24 protein-coding genes and 1 other RNA gene are annotated in these 21279 nt (G+C 62.5%); 10 read left to right on the forward strand and 15 right to left on the reverse strand.

Annotated elements, in window-relative coordinates:
* Positions 1-2: 2 nt before the first annotated feature.
* Entirely contained in the window at positions 3-458 is a 456-nt protein-coding gene (locus CYG48_RS15795) for a GNAT family N-acetyltransferase (RefSeq protein WP_118851244.1), read from the forward strand.
* On the opposite strand, the gene CYG48_RS15800 is transcribed toward CYG48_RS15795, so the two are convergent.
* Together CYG48_RS15800 and recR are read right to left on the reverse strand one after the other, a co-directional pair.
* Positions 459-1733 carry a lytic murein transglycosylase gene (locus CYG48_RS15800; protein WP_118851245.1) on the reverse strand — a complete coding sequence of 425 codons (1275 nt, stop codon included), beginning with the start codon at positions 1731-1733 and terminating at the stop codon, positions 459-461.
* 15 nt (positions 1734-1748) lie between these two features.
* The gene (gene recR, locus CYG48_RS15805) at positions 1749-2354 is read right to left on the reverse strand and encodes a recombination mediator RecR (RefSeq protein WP_118851246.1); all 606 of its coding nucleotides are present in this window, start codon (positions 2352-2354) and stop codon (positions 1749-1751) included.
* Between the two features lie 69 nt (positions 2355-2423).
* Between recR and CYG48_RS15810 the strand changes: the two genes are divergently transcribed.
* On the forward strand, positions 2424-3035 hold the full coding sequence (locus CYG48_RS15810; RefSeq protein ID WP_118851247.1) for an MOSC domain-containing protein: 612 nt from the start codon (positions 2424-2426) through the stop codon (positions 3033-3035).
* Here the strand turns inward: CYG48_RS15810 and CYG48_RS15815 are convergent.
* Together CYG48_RS15815 and CYG48_RS15820 are read right to left on the reverse strand one after the other, a co-directional pair.
* On the reverse strand, positions 3032-3643 hold the full coding sequence (locus CYG48_RS15815; RefSeq protein WP_118851248.1) for a LysE family translocator: 612 nt from the start codon (positions 3641-3643) through the stop codon (positions 3032-3034). The two genes, CYG48_RS15810 and CYG48_RS15815, sit on opposite strands and share 4 nt — an antisense overlap.
* A gap of 55 nt (positions 3644-3698) precedes the next feature.
* Positions 3699-4280, reverse strand: coding sequence for a TetR/AcrR family transcriptional regulator (locus tag CYG48_RS15820; protein WP_118851249.1), 582 nt, complete (start codon positions 4278-4280; stop codon positions 3699-3701).
* Between the two features lie 84 nt (positions 4281-4364).
* Here CYG48_RS15820 and CYG48_RS15825 point away from each other — a divergent pair, with 84 nt between their 5' ends.
* On the forward strand, positions 4365-5255 hold the full coding sequence (locus CYG48_RS15825; protein WP_118851250.1) for an alpha/beta hydrolase family protein: 891 nt from the start codon (positions 4365-4367) through the stop codon (positions 5253-5255).
* Positions 5256-5259: 4 nt separating this feature from the next.
* Here CYG48_RS15825 and CYG48_RS15830 read toward each other — a convergent pair whose 3' ends face one another.
* From CYG48_RS15830 to ffs, 3 genes are all read right to left on the reverse strand, one after another.
* The gene (locus tag CYG48_RS15830) at positions 5260-5583 is read right to left on the reverse strand and encodes a YbaB/EbfC family nucleoid-associated protein (RefSeq protein ID WP_118851251.1); all 324 of its coding nucleotides are present in this window, start codon (positions 5581-5583) and stop codon (positions 5260-5262) included.
* A gap of 15 nt (positions 5584-5598) precedes the next feature.
* Positions 5599-7473 (reverse strand): DNA polymerase III subunit gamma/tau, encoded by a 1875-nt coding sequence (locus tag CYG48_RS15835; protein ID WP_118851252.1) that lies wholly within the window; start codon positions 7471-7473, stop codon positions 5599-5601.
* A 75-nt stretch (positions 7474-7548) separates the two neighbouring features.
* Positions 7549-7645, reverse strand: an RNA gene (ffs, locus tag CYG48_RS15840) — signal recognition particle sRNA small type.
* Positions 7646-7732: 87 nt separating this feature from the next.
* Here ffs and CYG48_RS15845 point away from each other — a divergent pair.
* Together CYG48_RS15845 and nudC are read left to right on the forward strand one after the other, a co-directional pair.
* On the forward strand, positions 7733-8143 hold the full coding sequence (locus CYG48_RS15845; protein ID WP_118851253.1) for an HIT domain-containing protein: 411 nt from the start codon (positions 7733-7735) through the stop codon (positions 8141-8143).
* Positions 8140-9099: an NAD(+) diphosphatase gene (nudC, locus tag CYG48_RS15850; RefSeq protein ID WP_118851254.1), complete on the forward strand. Its 960-nt coding sequence runs from the start codon at positions 8140-8142 to the stop codon at positions 9097-9099. The genes CYG48_RS15845 and nudC overlap by 4 nt, the downstream gene beginning before the upstream one ends.
* A 111-nt stretch (positions 9100-9210) precedes the next feature.
* On the opposite strand, the gene CYG48_RS15855 is transcribed toward nudC, so the two are convergent.
* Both CYG48_RS15855 and CYG48_RS15860 read right to left on the reverse strand, forming a co-directional pair.
* The gene (locus tag CYG48_RS15855; protein WP_118851255.1) at positions 9211-10074 is read right to left on the reverse strand and encodes a prephenate dehydratase; all 864 of its coding nucleotides are present in this window, start codon (positions 10072-10074) and stop codon (positions 9211-9213) included.
* A gap of 18 nt (positions 10075-10092) precedes the next feature.
* Complete coding sequence (locus CYG48_RS15860; RefSeq protein ID WP_118851256.1) at positions 10093-10851, reverse strand: 3-deoxy-manno-octulosonate cytidylyltransferase; 759 nt, start codon at positions 10849-10851, stop codon at positions 10093-10095.
* A gap of 161 nt (positions 10852-11012) precedes the next feature.
* On the opposite strand from CYG48_RS15860, the gene CYG48_RS15865 reads away from it, so the two are divergent.
* The gene (locus tag CYG48_RS15865) at positions 11013-11591 is read left to right on the forward strand and encodes a c-type cytochrome (RefSeq protein ID WP_118851257.1); all 579 of its coding nucleotides are present in this window, start codon (positions 11013-11015) and stop codon (positions 11589-11591) included.
* Between the two features lie 71 nt (positions 11592-11662).
* Here CYG48_RS15865 and CYG48_RS15870 read toward each other — a convergent pair whose 3' ends face one another.
* Complete coding sequence (locus CYG48_RS15870; protein WP_118851258.1) at positions 11663-12607, reverse strand: AEC family transporter; 945 nt, start codon at positions 12605-12607, stop codon at positions 11663-11665.
* A 230-nt stretch (positions 12608-12837) separates the two neighbouring features.
* Between CYG48_RS15870 and CYG48_RS15875 the strand changes: the two genes are divergently transcribed.
* On the forward strand, positions 12838-13830 hold the full coding sequence (locus CYG48_RS15875) for an adenosine kinase (RefSeq protein ID WP_118851706.1): 993 nt from the start codon (positions 12838-12840) through the stop codon (positions 13828-13830).
* 18 nt (positions 13831-13848) lie between these two features.
* On the opposite strand, the gene CYG48_RS15880 is transcribed toward CYG48_RS15875, so the two are convergent.
* Positions 13849-14373, reverse strand: coding sequence for an SH3 domain-containing protein (locus tag CYG48_RS15880; protein ID WP_118851259.1), 525 nt, complete (start codon positions 14371-14373; stop codon positions 13849-13851).
* Between the two features lie 151 nt (positions 14374-14524).
* Here CYG48_RS15880 and CYG48_RS15885 point away from each other — a divergent pair, with 151 nt between their 5' ends.
* Positions 14525-15529, forward strand: coding sequence for a 2-hydroxyacid dehydrogenase (locus CYG48_RS15885; RefSeq protein WP_118851260.1), 1005 nt, complete (start codon positions 14525-14527; stop codon positions 15527-15529).
* Between the two features lie 2 nt (positions 15530-15531).
* Here CYG48_RS15885 and CYG48_RS15890 read toward each other — a convergent pair whose 3' ends face one another.
* Genes CYG48_RS15890 through recF form a run of 3 tightly spaced genes read right to left on the reverse strand, consistent with a single transcriptional unit; the run spans position 15532 to position 17967 of the window.
* A complete protein-coding gene (locus CYG48_RS15890) occupies positions 15532-16002 on the reverse strand; it encodes a GNAT family N-acetyltransferase (RefSeq protein ID WP_118851707.1) in 471 nt (156 codons plus the stop codon).
* Complete coding sequence (gene moeB / locus CYG48_RS15895) at positions 16002-16787, reverse strand: molybdopterin-synthase adenylyltransferase MoeB (protein ID WP_118851261.1); 786 nt, start codon at positions 16785-16787, stop codon at positions 16002-16004. The genes CYG48_RS15890 and moeB overlap by 1 nt, the downstream gene beginning before the upstream one ends.
* Before the next feature lie 43 nt (positions 16788-16830).
* Complete coding sequence (recF, locus tag CYG48_RS15900) at positions 16831-17967, reverse strand: DNA replication/repair protein RecF (RefSeq protein WP_118851262.1); 1137 nt, start codon at positions 17965-17967, stop codon at positions 16831-16833.
* Between the two features lie 291 nt (positions 17968-18258).
* Between recF and CYG48_RS15905 the strand changes: the two genes are divergently transcribed.
* Positions 18259-19761 (forward strand): globin-coupled sensor protein, encoded by a 1503-nt coding sequence (locus tag CYG48_RS15905; RefSeq protein ID WP_118851263.1) that lies wholly within the window; start codon positions 18259-18261, stop codon positions 19759-19761.
* 66 nt (positions 19762-19827) lie between these two features.
* Positions 19828-20034 carry a SlyX family protein gene (locus CYG48_RS15910; RefSeq protein ID WP_118851264.1) on the forward strand — a complete coding sequence of 69 codons (207 nt, stop codon included), beginning with the start codon at positions 19828-19830 and terminating at the stop codon, positions 20032-20034.
* 66 nt (positions 20035-20100) lie between these two features.
* Here CYG48_RS15910 and dnaJ read toward each other — a convergent pair whose 3' ends face one another.
* Positions 20101-21228 carry a molecular chaperone DnaJ gene (gene dnaJ / locus CYG48_RS15915; protein ID WP_118851265.1) on the reverse strand — a complete coding sequence of 376 codons (1128 nt, stop codon included), beginning with the start codon at positions 21226-21228 and terminating at the stop codon, positions 20101-20103.
* Positions 21229-21279 lie beyond the last annotated feature (51 nt).

A 21279-nucleotide genomic window follows, 5' to 3' on the forward strand; every position in this document is an offset into this window, starting at 1 on the left:
CCATGGTTCTGTTCCGGAAGGCATGCTCTGAGGATCTACCCGCCATTGTCCGGCTTCTCGCCGACGACGCGCTCGGCCAGGCACGGGAGGTCGTCTCCGATCCCGTCGATCCGCGTTACGTACAAGCTTTTGCGGCAATTGACGCCGATCCGAACCAGTTGCTCGCCGTTGCGGTTGATCCGCAAGACGAGGTTGTCGGCTGCCTGCAACTCAGCTTCATTCCCGGCCTTTCCCGCACGGGGATGTGGCGAGGGCAGATCGAAAGCGTCAGGATTGCCGCCGGCCAGCGGGGCAGTGGAATGGGTTCGGCATTCATCGACTGGGCTGTCGAGCGCGCAGCCGAACGCGGTTGCAAGCTGGTGCAACTGACTTCCGACAAGTCTCGGCCGGACGCCATCCGCTTCTACGGGAAGCTCGGTTTCACAGCCAGCCACGAAGGCCTGAAGCGCAGCCTCTAGTTACCTGATCTTCCCCTTCAGCCCGGCATCCGGATAGCAGGTCGGCGCAAGGCCATTCTTCGCCTGCCAGTCGCCAAGCGAGCGGCGTGTCTTGTAGCCCGGCAGTCCGTCACCATTGCCAACGTCATACCCCTTGGCCACCAGCGCCTTCTGCATCGCCAGCACGTCGGAACGCAGCATCTTTCCGACATCGCCCCACGGCGCCTTGAACGGGCCTGAGCCATAGGCGATGCGGTCTGCGAGATTGCCGATGAACAGCGCGTAGAGGTCGGAGTTGTTGTACTCTTTCAGCACGTAGAAGTTTGGCGTGACGATGAATTCCGGCCCATGCCGCCCGGCCGGCACCAGCACCATGCCGTCCGCCTTCATCTCGGCGGCCGGGAAAGCCTTGCCGGAAATCCGGGTGATGCCGAGCGCTGCCCATTTCGCGATCGGCTGCGCGCGATCCGGCCCTTCCTGGGCGCATGAAACATTCTGCGGAATACGCGCCTCGAAACCCCAGCTTCGGCCGCGCTGCCAGCCTTCCTTTTGTAGATAGTGCGCTATGGAAGCCAGTGCGTCCGGAACCGAGTTCCAGATGTCGGCATGGCCGTTCTTGTCGAAGTCGACCGCATACTTCAGGTAGCTGGATGGCATGAACTGCGGCTGTCCCAGCGCGCCCGCCCAGGAGCCTTTCATCGCGGATGCGTCCACGTCGCCACGTTCGATCATCGTCAGGGCAGCGAGCAGTTCGTCGCGGAACATGTCCTTGCGGGTCGACATGAAGGCCTTGGTCGCCAGCACCTCGATCGCCGAATACGGCAGCTTGGCACGGCCGAAGCCGGATTCACGGCCCCAGATCGCAACGATGATCTCGGCTGGAACGCCATAAACCGCCTCGATCCGCTTCAGCGTCGAGGCATGTGTGGAGGCAAGGCTGCGGCCGGTTGCCGCCAGTCCCTGCAACCGCTTTTCAGAAAAGTAGGCGCCGGGCGATGAGAACTCCGCCTGGCTCTGGTCCTGCCTCTTCGGCGGCGGCGATCCCGGCGGCACGAGGTCCGGCAGGCTCCAGTTCAGCGTCACGCCCTTGAGTGCAGTCCGCAGCGTCCCCTCGGAGATCCCGGCCTTTTTCGCCTGGGTCGTCAAATCGCTGGCGATCCATCGCTGGAACTGCTTTTCCACATCCGGCTTGTTCTGCGCCAGCGCCGGCAGGGGCAGGAGGGCGAGCAGGGTTGCCGCAACGGCCAGCAATCGGCGCTTGGAGTGATTATTGCAGAGGGGGGTGTGGTGGCGCATGAAGCCCTCCAATCCTTAAATGGCCGTTCGCGCCCGCAGCGCAGCCGTCAGCGTTCCTTCGTCGAGGTAGTCGAGCTCACCGCCAACCGGCACGCCATGGGCCAGCCGCGTGATCTTCACGTCGATGCCGGACAGCTGATCGGTGATGTAGTGCGCCGTCGTCTGGCCTTCGACGGTGGCGTTTACCGCAATGATGATCTCGCGGATCGTTCCTTCGTTCACCCGGTCGATCAGGCCGCGGATGTTGAGGTCGTCGGGACCAATCCCGTCGAGCGGCGAAAGCGTGCCGCCCAGCACATGGTAGGCAGCGTTCATGGCACCCGCACGTTCCAGCGCCCAGAGGTCAGACACATCCTCGACCACGATCAGCATGGACTGGTCACGCTGCACATCGGTGCAGACGGTGCAGGGGTCGGACGTATCGACATTCCCGCAGCGCGAGCAGACCTTCACCTTGTCGTAGGCGTCACCCATCGCGTGGGATAGCGGCCCGAGCAACTGATCTTTCTTCTTGATGAGATGCAGAGCGGCGCGACGTGCCGAGCGCGGCCCAAGCCCCGGTACCTTCGCCAACAACTGGATGAGTTTTTCGATTTCGGGGCCGGTGACTCGCTTTGCCATGTTCTCCCTTTAGCCCATATGCTGCACAAACGGAATCGCGTAAGGACCCGCATCCATGAAGATATGGCTATGAAACTTGTTGCCGTCTGCCTCGGTCACGCCGAAAAGCTCCCAGGCAAGAGCTACAAGACCGGGATCTACAAGATGCCCGTTTCCGCTCCGGTCATGGTCGACAGGCTCGGCCTCGTGGGCGACGCGGTCTGCAACAGCAAGCACCATGGTGGCGAAGACCAGGCAATCCTGCTGGAGGGCTCATTGACGCTCGACTGGTGGGCGGCCGAACTCGGCCATGACGTGCTGCCCGGCACCTTCGGCGAAAACCTCGTGGTGGAAGGCCTCGACAACCGCGACGTTGCCGTTGGCGACCGCTTCCATCTCGGCGAGGTGGCGTTGGAAGCGACCTGCGCCCGCTCACCCTGCAACACGCTGGCGGCCAGGATGGGCGATCCCAAATTCCTGAAAGCCTATACGCAGGCCGGGCGCCCCGGCATCTATTGCCGCGTCATCCAGACAGGAATGGTCGCGACCGGCGATCCCGTTCGTTACGAACCGGTCGCAGGCGATCGCGTCGGCATCGCTGAAATGCTTGCCGCGCTTGGCAGGCGCCTGTCGCCTGCGGAGAAGGATCGTTTCCTCGCAGCGCCGATCGGGAGCCGCTGGCGGCAGAAGTTTTCCGCCTAGCGTGCCGCAATCACCGCGGCCGCGCCCGCCATGGTGCCAGCCGACACACGGTTGGCGAGCCCGACCGCCTTGGGGCTTTTCAGGAACTGGCGAGCCTTGGCGGCAAGCAGCACCCAGAGAAGATCGACCACCATCAGCACGAGCAACATCGCCACCACGAGTTCCGCCCAGCCGGCAAGCGTCACACCACCAAGGTCGATGATCGATGGCAGAAGGGCCACGTAAAACATCATGATCTTGGGATTACCGAGGGTAAGCGTCAGCCCGGTCAGGAACATCTTTACCGCAGAGCGGCTCTCGGGCAGCGCATCGTCAGAGACTGCGGTCTCAGCGGTCCACATCTTCCATGCCAGGTAAAGCAGATAGGCGACCCCAATCCACTTGATGACGAGAAAGAGGGGCTGGAAGCTTTCGGCTATGGCGGCCAGTCCTGCCACCGCAAAGGAAAGCCAGATCGCTTCGCCAAACCACATGGCGGCGACAAACGGCAGCACGTCACGGTACCCTTTGGAGAGTACCCGAGCAACAAGTGCGGCAATGCTCGGTCCCGGCGATCCAGCGGCGACAAACAGTGCCGCAGCGAACACGAAAAGCGATGTCAGGGTCATGGGAGCCTCCCCTCCGCGGGTAGATTAGCGAAGTCTCAGGTGCTCCGGCAAGGCCTCATTTCCGGGTGGCGCTACGGCTCGCCGTTACCAGCGCATAGGCGGCCTCTCCGGCTGTTCGAAAATAGCTCGGGTCCCGGTGCAGCATGACAACGGCAAAGGCGCCGTCGAGCAACAGCCGGATTTGCCGGGCCAGCGCTTCCGGCGTGGCCAGGCCTTCCGCGGTGAAGCAGTTGGCAAACCATCGCTCCACCTTCAGCTTGTGGGCCGCTCCCACCTGGATTGCCGGGTGGCCTGGCAGGTTGGACAATTCGGCCGAGGTGCGTAGAAAGCCGCAGCCCTTCCACTTGGGGTGTCTGGCAGAGGTTGCGAGATGCTCGAAGATCGCAACGATCTTTCCTTCGATCGCCCCGTCATGCTCATCATACCAGCGCTGGAAGGCCTTCAGGTTCGGCAGGTCGCGGTAGTCAAGGTAAGCGGCAATCAGGTCGTCCTTGCTCTTGAAGTGGTAATAGAGCGACCGCTTGGTGATACCGGCTTCTTCGGCCACGGCATCGACGCTGACGGCACGGATGCCGTCGCGGTAGAACAGCTTGTTAGCGGCGGAAACGATCCGCTCGCGCGTCGAGAGGGTATCCATGCGGCGAACGTATACCGACCAGTGAGTGTACACAAGCGACGTGACGAGCGAGTTTAGGGATCACAGTCGCTTCGGAGGGAGCACATGCAGCACGTCGCTATCGAGATAACCTGCGCTGATGATGTCGCCCTGCATGGGCACTGGTGGGCAGCAGATGCAGACCGGCCTCTCGGTTCAGTGGTCATCAACTGCGCCACCGGCGTGCAGGCGCGATATTACCACCGCTATGCATCCTTCCTGGCGCGCCACGGCTTCCACGTCCTGACCTATGATTATCGCGGCATCGGCCTCTCACGGCCGGAAAGTCTGCGTCACCTTCGATGCGGATGGCGGCATTGGGGAGAGCTTGATTTCGATGCGGCGGTGCAACTGGTTACGGAGAAACAACCCAGCCTGCCTGTCCAGGTGGTCGGGCACAGCATCGGCGGTTTCCTGCCGGGTTATGCGGCAAGCGCCTCGCGCATCCACCGCATGCTCACCGTCGGCGCCCAACATGCCTATTGGCGTGATTATCATCCGCCGAGAAGAATGGGATACCTTCTACGCTGGCACCTCGTCATGCCGGCTATCACTGGGATCTACGGTTATTTCCCGGGCCGTCGGCTGGGCTGGCTGGAGGACCTGCCGGCCGGTGTCGCCTACAGCTGGAGTTTCGGCGGCAGGCAGTTGGAATCGAGGCTGGAACAGGAGGAACGGCAGGTCGTCGCGTCGCGCTTTGCCGATGTCCGCGCCCCGATCCTCGCCGTCAGCGTCTTGGATGATCCCTTCGCCACCAAACCGGCGATGCGACGGGCGCTCGGTTATTACACCGGCAGCCGGGCAACCAGTGTAATGCTGGAGCCCGCGGATCTTGGCGTGGAAAAGATTGGTCATTTCGATCTTTTCCACGACCGCCACGCATCGGGCTTCTGGCTGGATACGCTGTTGTGGCTCCGGGACGGGATCAATCCCTGGCCACAGAGGTGCTTCGTCTGATGCCTCAGAACGGCATCTTGAAGCCGGGCGGGATCGGCAGGCCGGCGGTCAGTTCCTTGGTCTTCTCGGCGGCAATCGATTCGGCGCGTTCCTTGGCAGCCTTGTGAGCGGCGATGATCAGGTCTTCCAGGATCTCGACCTCGTCTTCCTTGAACAGCGACGGATCGATCTTGAGGCCGAGCATTTCCCCCTTGCCGTTCATGCGCACAGTCACGAGCCCGCCGCCGGAGGTGCCTTCGACGTCGAGCGAGGCGATCTCCGCCTGCATCTTCTCCATCTTGGCCTGCATTTCCTTGACCTTGCCCATCATGCCCATGATGTCGCGCATAATTCTTTCTCTCCTTTAGAATTCGATGTCGTCGCCGGGCAGGATATCGCCCTCTTCCGATTCGGCAGCCGCCGGTGCCGGCGCTTCTTCAATATCCGCCTGCTCCTCGGCCGCGCGAATGCGCACGTCGATGATCTTTGCGCCGGGAAACTGTGCCAGGATCGCCGCCACGTCCGGGTCGGCCTTGGCGTCTGTCTTGCGCTGTTCGCGCACCTGTTCCTCGGCCTGCGCCAGCGTCGGCGCACCGCGCTCGTTCGACAGCGTCACCCACCAGGTGATCCCCGTCCATTCGCGAAGCTTGGAGGTGAGATCGTTGACGATGGTCTTCGGTGCGTCCGGCTCGAGGCTGATTTCAAGCCGCCCCGGCTCGATCTTGACGAGATGTACGGAGGAGCGCAGCCGGGCGCGCAGCACCGGCTCCTTGTTCTTGGCGCAAAGGTCGGCAATGTCCTCGAGCGATTTGATCGGGACCTTCGGCTCCGGCTTTTCTTCCGTGCGGCCAACCGGCATCTCGCGCGGGCCCGTGTTCGGCACCGCCTGCAGCATCGCGGTCGGACCGCCGGCAGGCATCCGCCCGCCCGTCATCTCCGAACCACGCGCATTGAGCATCGCCGAGGGCTGAGAGCCCATCCGGCCGCCGCCGTTTCCATTGCCGTTGCCGCTCGGTGACCCACCCTGCGCACCGTTGCCGGCAGACATGTCGAGCAGCCGGCGTGCGGCATCTTCCGGGGAAGGGAGGTGGGCGGCATGTGTGAGCCGGATCAGCACCATCTCGGCCGCACCCGCCGACCGCGACGAGTTTTCCGCTTCCGGAATGCCCTTTAGCAGCATCTGCCACATGCGCGACAGCGTGCTCACCGCGACGTTTTCGGAAAATTCGCGTCCGCGCACCCGCTCCACTTCGCTCAGCGATGCGTCAGCGGCAGCCTCGGGAATATATTTGATCCGGGTCACGAGATGCGTGAAGTGGGCAAGGTCCGTCAGCACCACCACCGGGTTGGCGCCAGCCTCGTATTGCGCCTCGAATTCCTGCAGCGCCGCCTTCACGTCGCCGCGCAGGATGTGTTCGAAAAGGTCGACGATGCGGGCCCGGTCGGCAAGCCCCAGCATGCCGCGCACGGTGTCTGCCAGCACCTGGCCGCTGCCATGGGCAATCGCCTGGTCGAGCAGCGACAGGCCGTCACGCGCCGAACCTTCCGCGGCGCGGGCGATCATCGACAGCGCTTCCGCTTCGGCCGGAATGCCTTCCTTTTCGAGAATGGTGGTGAACAGGCCAACCAGGTCCGAGGCGCTGATGCGGCGCAGGTCGAACCGCTGGCAGCGCGACAGCACGGTGATCGGGACCTTGCGGATCTCGGTCGTCGCGAAGATGAACTTCACATGCTCGGGCGGCTCTTCGAGCGTCTTCAACAGGCCGTTGAAGGCCTGCGTCGAAAGCATGTGCACTTCGTCGATGATATAGACCTTGTAGCGTGCCGACACCGGGCGGTAGCGCACCTGCTCGATAATTTCGCGGATGTCGTCGATCCCGGTATGGGAGGCGGCGTCCATCTCGATCACGTCGACATGCCGGCCTTCCATGATCGGCTGGCAGTGCTCGCCGGGGATGCGGAGGTCGATCGTCGGCTTGTCGATCTCGGCGGTCTTGTAGTTCAGCGCCCGGGCCAGGATGCGCGCCGTCGTCGTCTTGCCCACCCCGCGAACGCCGGTGAGCATATAGGCCTGGGCAATGCGGCCGGTTTCGAACGCGTTGGTCAGCGTGCGAACCATCGGCTCCTGCCCGACCATCAGGTCAGAGAAATCCTTCGGGCGGTATTTGCGAGCCAGTACTCGATAACCGCTGCCTGCCGTGGCGGGGATGTTGGAATAGGTCGGCCCGTTATCGCTCATTCGTCCTGCCAGCCTGCACGGGCCATTCCTGAGCGCGGTCTTGACCGGGCCGGAAGCTGACCAAGATGGAAGAAGGTGGGAGGCTGGCACGGCGACCCGTGCCTGGCTCGTTAGGGCTGCTTCCTTCCGGACCTGACCCGGTTGGCGAGTGGCTCGTCCACCACCAACCTCCCACTGCTCATATCGTCAATAACGCTTCCAAATGCAAGCCAAGCCTGTAAAAAACTGGAAGGGAAACATGGGAAGATGGAGGACAAGTGTGGACGCTTTTCAACTCGACGCGCGAATCGAGCGCGATTCCACGCTGATCAAGCAGCTCGGCCTGTGCCAGCTGCGCCTCCAGAACGACAGCCGCTGGCCCTGGCTCGTCATGGTGCCGGAGCGCGCCGGGATGACCGAGATTTTCGAACTGTCGAGTGAAGACCAGGCGCTGCTCAATGCCGAAGTGGCCAAGGTTGGCGCGGCGCTGAAGCAGGTTACTGGCGCCACCAAGATCAATATCGCGGCGATCGGAAACATCGTCCGCCAGCTCCACGTTCATGTCATTGCCAGGTTCGAGGGTGACCCCAACTGGCCGGGACCGGTCTGGGGCTTTGGACAGGCCGTGCCCTATGCCGATGCCGCGGAGAAGACGATGTTTAACGACAAACTGATCGAAGCCCTTTCATGACCTCATCCATGTTCGACAGCCAGGCACCGCATTCTGAACCGAGCGAGCTTACGGCCTTTTCCGGCAATAAGCTCGACCGGCAGGCCGAATACCGCACCGATGATTGCGTCGAAAAGGCGCTTGCGGTGGAGGGCGCGCATATCTTTGCCTTCACCGGGAGCCGGGTCATCCTCAAGCACGACGGCCAGATCCTCGATCCTCTGTTTGCAGCTTATGAGCTTGCCGGACTGCAACCGGATTTCGACAATGCGATCCTGCTCGGTTACCGCGAAACCGGCGAACCGCGCATCGCCGTGCCGGTGCTTATTCCCGCGGACGACCTCGCCAGCCAATACAAGCCGACCGAGCCGCGCGCGCTGTTCCGCGACCGGCTGATGGAAGGCGAGTTGCAGGGGGAGGTGGCGCAGGCCGTGTCGCTCCTCAACTGGAACGCCGCCAACAGGTTTTGCGGCAAATGTGGCTCGCCGACGCTGACCCAGCTTGGGGGCTACAAGCGCACCTGCACGCAGTGCCAGCACCTGATGTTCCCGCGCACAGATCCGGTGGTCATCATGTTGACGGTGGATGTCGAGAACGACCGCTGCCTGCTTGGCCGCAGCCACCATTTCCAGGAAGGCATGTATTCCTGCCTGGCAGGTTTCGTGGAGCCCGGGGAAACGATCGAGAACGCGGTGCGGCGCGAAACTGTGGAAGAGTCAGGCATCGTTGTCGGCCGCGTCCGCTACCATGCCTCGCAACCCTGGCCGATGCCGCATTCGCTGATGATCGGCTGTTACGGCGAAGCCCAGTCGACGGAGATCAAGATCGACAGCCAGGAAATGCAGGACGTGCGCTGGTTTTCCCGCGCCGAAGCGGCCGCCATGCTGAAGGCTGGACCTGACTCGCCGCCCTTTGCCCCGGTCGAGGGCGCTATCGCCCACCGCCTCCTGCGCGACTGGGTGGAATGGCCCTCGTGATGGGCGGTTAATCGCCCCATCGTCTCGATGTCGTCGAGGCCAAGGTCTCAGCCCCAGCCGTTCAACAGAAAACCAGGATCATCAAGGATCAACCGGTCTGCTTGCCAGCGCTTACCGTTTTTGTAGCGTGCCGCGCATCGGATGGCCCTTGTAGGAGCCGAGAATGCGAACCTTTTCGGAGAAGAACCGCAGTTCTTCCAGCGCCCGGCGTACCGGCGCATCGTCCGGATGGCCTTCGATGTCCGCATAAAATTGCGTCGCCACGAACTTGCCGCCGAGCTGGTAGCTTTCGAGCTTCGTCATGTTGATGCCGTTTGTCGCAAAACCGCCCATCGCCTTGTAGAGTGCGGCGGGAATATTGCGGACATTGAACACGAAGGTGGTGACGATCAGGTCTTCCGGGTCATTGCGCTGCACCCATTTTTCGTCGCGCGACAGCACCACGAAGCGGGTGACATTGTTTTCGGTGTCCTCGACGTTTTCAGCCAGGATCTCGAGGCCATAAAGTTCCGAGGCGAGCCGTGGCGCCAATGCCGCCATCGTCCGGTCGCCCTTTTCCGCAACCATCTTGGCAGCGCCGGCGGTGTCGCCCGCCACGACGCCCTTCCAGCCGTTCGAGCGGATGATCTTGCGGCACTGGCCAAGCGCATGGATATGGCTGTGGACGGTGCGGATCTCCTCATGCGCGACACCCGGCAGCACCATCAGCTGGAAACGGATCGGCATGAAATATTCGCCGACGATATGCAGCCGCGATTCCGGCAAGAGATAATGAATGTCGGCGACGCGGCCGGCGATCGTGTTCTCGATCGGGATCATCGCCAGATCGGCCTCACCGCTGTCGAGCGCCTGGAAGGCATCTTCAAAGGTCGGGCAGGGCAGCGGCTCCATGGTCGGAAACATGTCGCGGCACGCCATATCGGAGTTGGCGCCGAAGTCGCCCTGGAAGGCGATGCGATTGGTGATGGCATTCATGGCTATGTCCGGAGTTCGCTACGAGGCGCGGGACGACAGGATGGCGCGCGCCTTTTCAAGGTCGGCCGGAGTATCGACACCGAGCGGCACCGAGTCAACGATCTCGACGCCGATGCGCATGCCGGCCTCAAGCGCCCGAAGCTGTTCAAGCGATTCGCGCTTTTCGAGCACAGAAGGCCCGAGCGACACGAATTTTTCGAGCGCGGCGCGGCGATAGGCATAAAGACCGATGTGGTGGTAGAGCGGCCCGTTGCCGTGGGGTGCTGTGGCGCGGGTGAAATACAGCGCCTTGAGTCGCGTCGGCGAAAGCGGCGAACCGACGACCTTCACGACGTTCGGATTGGTCTTTTCGTGTTCGTCGGTGATCTCGACGGTCAGCGTTGCGATATCGGTCGCCGGATCGTCCTGCAGTGGCCGAAGCGAAGCGCGCACCGCTTCCGGCTCGATCGTCGGCAGGTCGCCCTGCACGTTGACGATATACTCCATGTGCGCCTCGGGGTCGGCCTTCCGGACCGCCTCGAAGATCCGGTCGGACCCGGACTGGTGGTCAACCCGCGTCATCACGACATCGAAGCCCGCCGCAGATACCGCGTCGAACACGTCCTGATGGTCGACAGCCACGATGATTCGCCCGATCTGCGCTTCCTCTGCACGCTTGGCCACCTGCACGATCATCGGCAGGCCCGCAATGTCGGCAAGCGGCTTGCCGGGCAGTCTCGTGGAGGCCATTCGGGCCGGGATAAGCACCAGCGTCCGGTCAAAAGCCGTATTCTTCATGGAGGCCCCTCTTCGCAGGTCCCGACAGTGTCAAAAAGTCTCACGGACGGAGCGATAATCGTGTTGCAACAGGCATGCAAAAGACATAGGTTCCGCGCAATTTCAAGATGGTCCGCCTGCGCGTCAAAGCGTGTGGCGCGGTTGCTAAGGAGCGGTTGCGGATGAATTCCTATACAAACATGGCGGCAGGCGCCCTGCTTGCAACGGTCTTCGTCATGATGTCGGTGTCCATTGCCTCGGAAGGCATTTTCCATTCGGAAGTTCCGGAAAAGCCTGGCTTCGCCATTGTTGCAGAGGAAGAACCCGCGGGCGGTGAAGCCGCTCCGGCTGCGGAAGCCGTTCCGGTTGCCCAGCTTCTGGCCAATGCCGATGCTGCCGCAGGCGCAAACGTCTTCAAGAAGTGTCAGAGCTGCCACTCCATCGAGAAGGGCGGCCCGAACAAGGTTGGTCCGGATCTGTGGAGCGTTGTAGACCGTCCAGTCGCCTCGCATGAAGGTTTTGCCTATTCGGCTGCCATGAAGGATTTCTCCAAGGGCGGCGAAGAAAAGTGGACCTTCGATCACCTGAACAAGTTCCTCACCGCGCCGAAGGCCTATATCAAGGGCACGGCCATGGGCTTCGCCGGCCTGAAGAACGACACCGAGCGTGCCAACCTGATTGCTTACCTTCGCGAACAGGCCGACAGCCCGGTTCCGCTTCCGGATCCGAATGCCGAAGCTCCGGCACCGGCGACCAACTGATCGCCAGAACATTCCAGATGAAAATAGCCCGGCATCGTCCGGGCTTTTTTCATGCGCTGAGGTGGAAGGGGCTAGCTCAGCAACCAGGCCCAGAAGCTCACCGTCACGACACCGATCGCCGTGGTAATGCCGATCACCGAAGCAGCCGTGCTGTGACCCGAGCGGAAGCGCTGCGCGATCAGCCAGGCATTGATGCCGGTCGGAACCGAGGAGGTGAGGACAAGTGCGGCCGACCAGTCCTGCGGCAGGCCCATCACCTTGCTGACGACAAACACGACGGCCGGAAGCAGCACGAGCTTCAGCACCGAGCTTGCACCGGAAAGGCCAAGGTCGCCTCGGATCTGGTAGCGCGTCAGCGCCATGCCGATCGAGATGAGGGCGACCGGGCTTGCAGCACTCGCCAGCTGGGTGACAACGATGCTGATCGCCGGGTTCAGCGAAATCTGCGCGAAGTTGAAGGCAAGGCCGGCAATCATCGCCATGATCAACGGGTTTTGCGCGAGGTTCACAACCACCTGCTTGACGATCGCGCCGACGCTGCGTTTCGCCCCTCCATCGACCTTTGCCGCCGCACCTTCCATGAGGATCGTGCCGGCAATCATCATTAGCGGCAGGTGGATGGCAAGCAGGATGGAAATCGCCACCAGCCCATCCTTGCCGACCACATGGTCCACCAGCGGCAGACCGATGAACACGTTGTTTGCGAATGAGGCCGACATGCCGGTGATGACGCCAACCTTGGCATCCCGCTTGAAGAGCCGCGTCGCCATCAGGTGCCCGACCGTCCAGGTAAATGCGACGCCGGCGAAATAGGCGATCCAGAGCTTGAATGGCGAAACGCCCTCGAAATGCGCATGGGCCAATGTGCGGAAGATCAGCATCGGCACGGCGATCTTGAAGACGAACTCGCTCAGCGCGTCGCCCGTCCCCTCCCGCAGTACCCCAGATTTGGAGGTCAGCCACCCGATCAGAATCAGGATGAAGACGGGAACGACATTCACGAAGACGGTAGACAAGGGCGCGCTTTCACTGGCGGTGTTTCCATGCGCTTAACGCATGCCGTCCCAGCCGACAAATGCATTTGCTGCAATGGGGGTGACGCGGTGCTCAGCCGCCATGCCGCAAAAGGCCTGGCAGCGCGCTGTTTCTCCTGATCTACCGCAGGAGTAATTTTTTCTTCCACTGCACGGAAAAGGGGTTTACCCGTTCTCTCAACTTGAAACGCGAAGAGACGGATCACAACCGGATGTCCAAATTTGACGTGCTCACCATCGGCAATGCCATCGTCGATATTCTCGCCCGCTGCGACGACAGCTTCTTGAGCGAGAACGCCATCACCAAGGGCGCGATGAACCTGATCGATGCCGAGCGCGCCGAACTTCTCTACTCGAAGATGGGCCCGGCGATCGAAGCCTCTGGTGGTTCGGCCGGCAATACCGCAGCGGGCCTGGCAAGCCTTGGCGGCAAGGCTGCCTATTTCGGCAAGGTCGCAGAAGACCAGCTTGGAGAGATCTTCCAGCACGATATCCGCGCCCAGGGCGTGTATTACGAGACCAAGCCGCAAGGCGACAACCCGCCCACTGCGCGCTCGATGATCTTCGTGACGCCCGATGGCGAGCGCTCGATGAATACCTATCTCGGTGCCTGCGTCGATCTGGGGCCGGAGCACGTCGAGGAAGACGTGGTGGCCAACGCCAAGGTTACCTATTTCGAAGGTTACCTGTGGGATCCGCCGCGCGCCAAGGAAGCCATCCGCGAAGCTGCCCGCATTGCCCATGCCCATGGCCGCGAAGTCTCGATGACGTTGTCGGACGCCTTCTGCGTGGGCCGTTACCGCGCCGAATTCCTGGACCTGATGCGCTCCGGCACGGTCGACATCGTGTTTGCCAACAAGCAGGAAGCACTTTCGCTTTACGAAACGGATGATTTCGAACTGGCGCTGAAGAAGATCGCCCCGGACTGCAAGCTCGCCGCCGTAACCATGAGCGAAGAAGGTGCCGTCATCCTGCGGGGCGACGAGCGCTTGCAGGTTTCTGCCTATCCGATCGAGGAACTGGTCGACACCACCGGCGCCGGCGACCTTTTTGCGGCCGGCTTCCTGTATGGCTATACGCAGGGCCGTTCGCTGGAAGATTGCGGCAAGCTCGGTTGCCTCGCAGCCGCCATCGTCATCCAGCAGATCGGCCCGCGGCCGCAGATTTCGCTGAAGGATGCCGCAAAGGAAAAAGGCCTCATTTGAGGCCTCGATCCAAAGGACTTACTTGAACGCCTCGCCGGGATAGGCGCCCCAGATCTCTGCCTGGGAAACCCAGCCCTTGGTGCCGTTCGCTTGCGCGCGGCACCAGTCACCATTGCATTCGTCGAGTTGAACGACGACGCCGGGCTGCAGCTTGGCGACCACCGCGGCGGTGCTTTGCGGGTCGCGCCGCAGGTTGACATAGATGTCGGTGCCCTTGCTGCGCATCCAGGGTGCTGCAACGGCCGTCCGCTCGCCGGAGAGAAGCGCCTGGTTGACCCAGCCTTCGGTGCCGTCGGCATCGCGCACGCGGCGCCAGTTTTCGTATTCCTGGATGATTTCCATCGGTGTGCCGGATTTCATATACATCCATGCAACCGGGTAATCAGTGCTCGGGCCGATGCGGATGTTCACCTTGCGGGACTTCAGGCTGACGAACCGCGGCAGCGGCAGACCGCTTGCACCCTTGGCACCCTGCGCGAAAACAGGCGCGGCCGGGAGGGCGACGGTGAGGGCAAGAAGGCAACGGAGAATGAGTTGGCGCATGATGATCAGGTCCGGCTGTCCATCTGGGCTTTCCGAACCCGCGAGGTTTTGTTTGTCTTCGCCGACGGGTCTGGTAGAAAACGCCCTGGATCGTCGAACTATCGCGCGACTTGGTTAAGGACCTCCTAAAAGGCGTCAGATAACAGAGCTCATGACTGCAAAGAAAAAACCCAAGGTCTACATTACCCGTAAGCTGCCGGATGCGGTCGAAACCCGCATGCGCGAACTGTTTGACGCTGAGCTCAACATCGACGACACGCCGCGCTCGCGTGATGAACTGGTGGCCGCGGTGAGGACCGCCGACGTTCTGGTGCCGACGGTGACCGACCGCATCGACGAGTCGCTGATCGAGGAAGCCGGGCCGCAGCTAAAGCTGATCGCGAGCTTCTCCAACGGGTTTGACCATATCGACATCGAGGCGGCGGCGCGAAAGGGTATCACCGTCACCAACACCGCCAACGTGCTGACCGAAGACACTGCCGACATGACGCTCGCGCTGATTCTGGCGGTCAACCGTCGGCTCGCCGAAGGATCGCGGATCCTGACCGACAAGCCCGGCGAGTGGGACGGCTGGAGCCCGACCTGGATGCTCGGCCGGCGGATTTGGGGCAAGCGGATCGGCATCGTAGGTATGGGCCGCATCGGCACCGCTGTCGCGCGCCGCGCCAAGGCCTTCGGGCTTTCGATCCACTACCACAACCGCAAGCGCGTAAGCCCGCAGACGGAGGAAGAGCTGGAAGCGACCTACTGGGACAGCCTCGACCAGATGCTGGCCCGCGTCGACATCGTTTCGGTCAATTGCCCCTCAACGCCGGCGACCTTCCATCTCCTGTCAGCCCGCCGGCTGGCGCTGATGCAGCCGACCTCTATCATCGTCAACACGGCCCGTGGCGACATCATCGATGAAGCAGCGATGATCCAACTGTTGCGCGACCACAAGATCGCCGGCGCCGGTCTTGACGTCTACCAGAACGAGCCGGCGGTCAATCCGAAGCTGGTCAAGCTTGCCAAGGAAGGCCGGGTGGTGCTGCTGCCGCATATGGGCTCGGCCACGATCGAAGGCCGCATCGACATGGGCGACAAGGTGATCATCAACATCCGCACCTTCTTCGACGGCCACCGGCCGCCGAACCGCGTCCTGCCGGGCCGCAACTGAGGTCAGGCGAGCTGCTTCTGCATCTCGATCGTCGTGGTGCGGGTAAAGCCGGGATGGCTGGTTTCGGCCGTCTTGACGAAGCCCCAGCGTGCGAAGGTTGCGTGGTTATCCGTGAGCTCGATGCGGGTTTCGAGACGCAGCCTGGGAAGGCCTTTCTCACGCGCCACCTCTTCGGCGACGGCAAGCAGTTTTGCACCGATGCCCTTGCCCTGGTGCGACGGTGAGACCGCGAACTTGCCGACGTAAAGCGATTCCGGCTCCGGTCTGCAGAAGATGCAGCCGACCAGCCGCTCACCCTCCACGGCCACGAAGGCGATCTCGTCCCGGGCCTTGTAGGCGAGGGCGGCGAGCGTCAGGCGGGTCGCCGAAGACGGCGGGTCGATGACGCCCTCCATATAGGCAAAGGAGGACAGGATGAGCGCCAGCAATTCATCCCAGCGGCTGAAGCTTTCATCAATCCGGACGATGTCGATCATTCTGCGGCGGCCCTGGCACTGCGTCTCTTGTATTTGATGGTGTCGAAGCGGGCGGACAGAGAGTCGTAGAGCAGCAGTCGGCCAAGCAGCGGCTCCCCGATGCCGGTGACGAGCTTGATTGCTTCCATCGCCATCAACGTGCCGATCACGCCCGTCAGCGCGCCGACAATGCCGGTCTCTGCACAGGACGGGATGAGCCCTTCCGGGGGTTTTTCGGGAAAAAGGTCGCGGTAAGCCGGATAAAGGTCACCGGCCGCATTGGTTTCATACGGCTTCAGCACGGTGAGCGAGCCGTCGAAGCGGCCGACAGCACCGGTCACCAGCGGGATCCGCGCCGCTTCCGCCGCATCGGCCGCACTGTAGCGGGTGTCGAAATTGTCTGAGCCATCGATGAGCAGGTGGAAACGCTTCAGGTGCTGGGCCGCCCAGTCGAGCGAGAAGCGCTCCTCGAAGTCGACCACCCTGACATGAGGATTGAGCCGGGCGATTGCCTCGCGCGCGCTCCTCGTCTTCATCTCACCCAAGGTTCCCGTATCGTGGATGACCTGGCGCTGCAGGTTGGAGAGCGATACCCGGTCGTCATCGATGATGCCGAGCGTGCCGATGCCGGCGGCCGCAAGATATTCGAGAATGGGTGCGCCAAGCCCGCCGGCGCCGATCACCAGCACGCGGGCGTTCTTCATCTTTTGCTGGCCGGTGCCGCCGATCTCCGGCAGCAGGATGTGGCGGCGATAACGCTCGATCTCCTGCTGGTCGAGCGGTGCGGCTGTCTCATGTTCCATGGAGCGAGCATAACACCACGCCCATGGCCGCGTAAGGCGGAAATCAGGCAGAAGGCTCGGCGGTTATGCCGCCATGCGCGACGGTGAAGAACTGTGCGCGGTCGGCAAGGGCGGAAAACATGTGCCGGTCGGTGCCGGTCATGAAGGCCTGGCCGCCAAGCCCATGCACGAGGTCGAAGAGCGCGGCGCGCCGCCCTTCGTCAAGATGGGCGGCGATCTCGTCCAGAAGCAGGATTGGCGCATAACCGGTCATGTCGGCCGTCAGGCGCGCATGGGCGAGCACAAGCCCGATCAGCAGGGCCTTCTGCTCGCCGGTCGAGCAGCGGGCCGCGTCCATGTCCTTTTCGCGGTGGCGCACGAGAAGGTCGGAGCGGTGCGGCCCATCGAGCGTACGTCCGGCGCTGGCATCGCGGCCGCGGCTGGTGCGCAGCATCTCCAGGTATTCCTCCTCGAGATCGGCCGCCGGGCGATCCATGGCGCCATCGAGAAAACCTTCCAGCGCCAGGACAGGGGTGGGGAAGGGGGTGTCGCCACTGCCGGCCGAAAGCCGGCGCAGCAGACCCAGCATCTCATGCCGTGCGGCCGCCATGGCGATACCAAGGCCCGCCATCTGCGCCTCGATCGCCGAAAGCCAGGCGGGGTCGAACCGACCTTCCGAGAGCAGGCGATTGCGGCTGCGCATGGCGCGCTCGAAGTCACCGGCGCGGCGGCCATGGCCGTGGTCGAGCGACAGGACGAGCCGGTCGAGGAAACGGCGGCGATCGGCTGAGGGGCCGGTGAAGAGCCCGTCCATCGCCGGCGTCAGCCACAACACGCTGAGATGATCGGAGAGCTCTTCGGTGGATTTGGCCGGCGTGCCGTTGATGCGCAGCTTGCGCGAGACCGTCTCGCTCTCGTTCGGTTCGATGCCTGTACCGACCGCGACTTCCCCTTCCATGCCGTCGAGATCGGCAAAGATGGTGAAGCCCGCTGGCGCGCCTACCCGCGTGACATCGGCCAGCACAGCGCGGCGCAGGCCCCGTCCCGGCGACAGGAAGGAGACCGCTTCAAGCAGGTTGGTCTTGCCGGCACCATTTTCCCCGGTCAGTACCACATGCCGCCCGTCGAGTGCCAGCGCGGCTTGCGCATAGTTGCGAAAGTCGGTGAGCTTCAGCCGGGAGAGGGAGGTCTTCTGCGCCATCAGGTATCTTGGGTTCGTTGCAGCAGGAGCTAAGGGCTCCGGGCCCGGATGGCAAGCGCGCATCGGTTTTCGGGGTGAATATTGCAGTCGAGGACCGGAGGACGATGGGGTTGATTCTGAGGCGCGGCTACGAAGCCGACGTCAAAAAGATCAATGCCAATTTGTCGTTAGTGAGAAAATAGGGGTGGTGACTAACAGCACGTTAAAGGCCGATTGCTAGATGTGTCACATCACCCACCATGCATCTCATCGCAGACCGCCATGTGGAAATAATCTGACAAGGGGGTAGCCTTGAGCGACCAGAACCGTAAGAACGACCTCGACGACCGTCTTGAATTTGCAGGCATCGGTCCGGAGCAGCGGCGTCAGCTCGCCGCGATCCAGCCGATCGTCAAGCAGGCGGCCGACAGCGCGCTCGACGTCTTCTACCGCAAGGTCAAGGCGCATCCGCATACGAGCAAGTTCTTCTCGAGCGACGCTCATATCGCGCATGCCAAGAGCAAGCAGGCCCAACACTGGGAAAAGATCAGCTCCGGCAAGTATGAAGCCAATTATGTCGAAGGCGTCACCGCCATCGGCAAGGTGCACGCCCGCCTCGGGATCGAACCGCGTTGGTATATCGGCGGCTATTCCGTCGTGCTTGACGGGCTCATCCGCGCCGTCATCGCCAACGAGATGAAAGGCTTCTTCCATGAGAAGAAGGGCAAGGTGCTGTCCGACCAGGTGACGGCCATCGTCAAGGCGGCGCTGGTCGACGTCGATTACAGCATCTCGGTTTATCTCGATGCGCTGAACGAGGAACGCCAGCGCGTGGAAGCTGAACGTCATCGGGTGCAGTCGGAGCAGGCGACGGCAGTTGCCGCGATCGATGCGGCGCTCCGCAGCCTCGCGGACGGCGATCTCACGGCCGAACTCTGGGCACAGCTTGCGCCGGAATTCACCAAGCTCAAGGAAAACTACAACTCCTCGCTCGCCGAGCTCGACGCTGCGATGCGCGAAATCAACGCCTCCGTGGAGCAGGTGCGCGCCGAAGCCGGCGGCATTTCGTCTGCCACAAACAACATGGCCAAGCGCACCGAACAGCAGGCGTCGGCACTCGAGCAGACGGCAGCTGCGCTCGAGCAGATCACCACGATTTCAACACAGTCCGCCCAGCGGACCCGCGAGGTCCAGACGATCGTGCGCGAATCCGCGTCCGACACCGTTCGCTCCGGCGAAGTTGTCCAGCAGGCCGTTGCCGCCATGGGCGAGATCGAGCAGTCTTCGCAGAAGATGAACCAGATCATCGGCGTCATCGACGAGATCGCCTTCCAGACCAACTTGCTCGCACTGAACGCCGGTGTTGAAGCCGCGCGTGCCGGCGACCAAGGCAAGGGCTTTGCGGTCGTCGCCCAGGAAGTTCGCGAACTGGCGCAGCGTTCGGCTGCGGCGGCCAAGGAGATCAAGGAACTCATCGACCGTTCGTCGGCCGACGTCGTACGCGGCGTCGATCTCGTCAACCGCACCGGCGAGGCACTTGTCGGCATCGGCCAGCGCGTGAAGTCGATCGACGAGCATATCAGCTCGATTGCCCGCTCGGCGCAGGAGCAGGCGTCCGGCATCGGCGAGATCAACGCAGCTGTCCGTGAAATGGACCAGATCACCCAGCAGAACGCCGCGCTGATGGAAGAAACCAATGCCTCGACCGAAAGCCTCGTCGGCATCAGCAGCCGCCTGGCGTCGCTGCTTGGCCGCTTCAAGACGCGGTCGACGGTCCGGGCCGTGCGCGAAGAGCGCCCGCGGCTCATCGCCTGAGCTTGACCCATGGACCTTGCGCTTGCCACTGATTAAGAAGCGGCAGCGCAAGGAGGTTCAACGGTCATGACCGACGAAGACAGACTGATACGGCTCGAGGAACTCGCCGCCCATCAGGCCAAGGTGATCGAGGAACTTTCCGACCAGCTTGCCGAACAATGGAAGGTGGTCGAGCAGATGCGGGCAAAACTCGATCGGCTGACGGAGCGGTTCCTCACGCTCGAAGAAGCATCGCTCGATGCGCCGCCGATTACCCGGCCACCGCACTATTGAGCAACCACAAACAAGAAACGCCGGCCACGAGGGCCGGCGTTTTTTGTTTTTGGCTCTGTCGGCAGCCTAGCTGTCGAAGAATTCCTTCATCCGAGCGAAGAAGCCCGTTGATTCCGGGTTGTTTTCCTTGGACGAGATTTCCTCGAACTCCTGAAGCAGTTCGCGCTGCCGCTTGGTAAGCTTCTGCGGCGTCTCGATCTGGATCTGGATATAGAGGTCACCCGTCTGCGACGAACGCAGCACCGGCATGCCCTTGCCCTTCAGGCGGAACTGCTTGCCGGGCTGGGTCCCTTCCGGCACCGTCACGCGCGACTTGGTGCCGTCGAGCGTCGCCACGTCGAAGGTCCCGCCCAGGGCGGCCGTCGTCATGGAGATCGGCACCGCGCAATAAAGGTCGGCTCCGTCGCGCTGGAAGAACTGGTGCGGCTTTACCGACAGGAAGATGTAGAGGTCCCCTGCAGGTCCGCCGCGGGTGCCGGCTTCGCCTTCGCCCTGCAGGCGAATGCGGGTGCCGTCCTCGATGCCGGCCGGGATGTTGACCGACAGCGAACGCTCTTCCGTCACGCGGCCCTGGCCGTGGCACTTGATGCAGGGATCGGTGATCGTCTGGCCGCGACCATGGCAGGTGGGACAGGTGCGTTCCACCGAGAAGAAACCTTGCGAAGCGCGTACGCGACCGGAGCCTTGGCAGGTGCCGCAGGTCTTGGGCTGCGTGCCGGGCTTGGCGCCCGAGCCGGAACACACGTCGCAGGTGATCGAGGTCGGAACCCGGATCTGCGCCGTCTTGCCGGTAAAGGCTTCTTCCAGCGTAATTTCCATGTTGTAGCGAAGGTCGGCGCCGCGTTCGCGTCCACCGGTGGACCGGCGTGCACGTCCGCCACCCATCATTTCGCCAAAGATGTCTTCGAAGATGTCGGAGAAGCCGCCAGCGCCGGCCGAGAAGCCGCCGCCACCACCCATGCCGCCATGCTCGAATGCGGCGTGGCCGAAGCGGTCATAGGCTGCACGCTTCTGGGGATCCTTCAAGGTCTCGTAGGCCTCGTTGATCTCCTTGAACTTCTTTTCGGCTTCAGCATCACCCGGGTTCTTGTCCGGATGATACTTCATGGCCAGCTTACGGAAGGCGCTTTTCAGCTCCTTCTCGTCAGCGGATCTGCCGACACCCAGCGTTTCGTAAAAATCTGCTTTTGCCATCAGGTAACCGGCTCCGGAAAGGATTCCGGCTGCACGATGGCAGCCGGATTA

The organism is Neorhizobium sp. SOG26 (genome assembly GCF_003491345.1).
Lineage (GTDB): Bacteria > Pseudomonadota > Alphaproteobacteria > Rhizobiales > Rhizobiaceae > Neorhizobium > Neorhizobium turbinariae.

Excerpts from the sequence above, each read along its gene's own strand:
- CYG48_RS15795 (WP_118851244.1), top strand. The coding sequence starts at position 3 with ATGGTTCTGTTCCGGAAGGCATGCTCTGAGGATCTACCCGCCATTGTC.
- CYG48_RS15800 (WP_118851245.1), bottom strand. The coding sequence starts at position 1,733 with ATGCGCCACCACACCCCCCTCTGCAATAATCACTCCAAGCGCCGATTG.
- recR (WP_118851246.1), bottom strand. The coding sequence starts at position 2,354 with ATGGCAAAGCGAGTCACCGGCCCCGAAATCGAAAAACTCATCCAGTTG.
- CYG48_RS15810 (WP_118851247.1), top strand. The coding sequence starts at position 2,424 with ATGAAACTTGTTGCCGTCTGCCTCGGTCACGCCGAAAAGCTCCCAGGC.
- CYG48_RS15815 (WP_118851248.1), bottom strand. The coding sequence starts at position 3,643 with ATGACCCTGACATCGCTTTTCGTGTTCGCTGCGGCACTGTTTGTCGCC.
- CYG48_RS15820 (WP_118851249.1), bottom strand. The coding sequence starts at position 4,280 with ATGGATACCCTCTCGACGCGCGAGCGGATCGTTTCCGCCGCTAACAAG.
- CYG48_RS15825 (WP_118851250.1), top strand. The coding sequence starts at position 4,365 with ATGCAGCACGTCGCTATCGAGATAACCTGCGCTGATGATGTCGCCCTG.
- CYG48_RS15830 (WP_118851251.1), bottom strand. The coding sequence starts at position 5,583 with ATGCGCGACATCATGGGCATGATGGGCAAGGTCAAGGAAATGCAGGCC.
- CYG48_RS15835 (WP_118851252.1), bottom strand. The coding sequence starts at position 7,473 with ATGAGCGATAACGGGCCGACCTATTCCAACATCCCCGCCACGGCAGGC.
- nudC (WP_118851254.1), top strand. The coding sequence starts at position 8,140 with ATGACCTCATCCATGTTCGACAGCCAGGCACCGCATTCTGAACCGAGC.
- CYG48_RS15855 (WP_118851255.1), bottom strand. The coding sequence starts at position 10,074 with ATGAATGCCATCACCAATCGCATCGCCTTCCAGGGCGACTTCGGCGCC.
- CYG48_RS15860 (WP_118851256.1), bottom strand. The coding sequence starts at position 10,851 with ATGAAGAATACGGCTTTTGACCGGACGCTGGTGCTTATCCCGGCCCGA.
- CYG48_RS15865 (WP_118851257.1), top strand. The coding sequence starts at position 11,013 with ATGAATTCCTATACAAACATGGCGGCAGGCGCCCTGCTTGCAACGGTC.
- CYG48_RS15875 (WP_118851706.1), top strand. The coding sequence starts at position 12,838 with ATGTCCAAATTTGACGTGCTCACCATCGGCAATGCCATCGTCGATATT.
- CYG48_RS15880 (WP_118851259.1), bottom strand. The coding sequence starts at position 14,373 with ATGCGCCAACTCATTCTCCGTTGCCTTCTTGCCCTCACCGTCGCCCTC.
- CYG48_RS15885 (WP_118851260.1), top strand. The coding sequence starts at position 14,525 with ATGACTGCAAAGAAAAAACCCAAGGTCTACATTACCCGTAAGCTGCCG.
- moeB (WP_118851261.1), bottom strand. The coding sequence starts at position 16,787 with ATGGAACATGAGACAGCCGCACCGCTCGACCAGCAGGAGATCGAGCGT.
- recF (WP_118851262.1), bottom strand. The coding sequence starts at position 17,967 with ATGGCGCAGAAGACCTCCCTCTCCCGGCTGAAGCTCACCGACTTTCGC.
- CYG48_RS15910 (WP_118851264.1), top strand. The coding sequence starts at position 19,828 with ATGACCGACGAAGACAGACTGATACGGCTCGAGGAACTCGCCGCCCAT.
- dnaJ (WP_118851265.1), bottom strand. The coding sequence starts at position 21,228 with ATGGCAAAAGCAGATTTTTACGAAACGCTGGGTGTCGGCAGATCCGCT.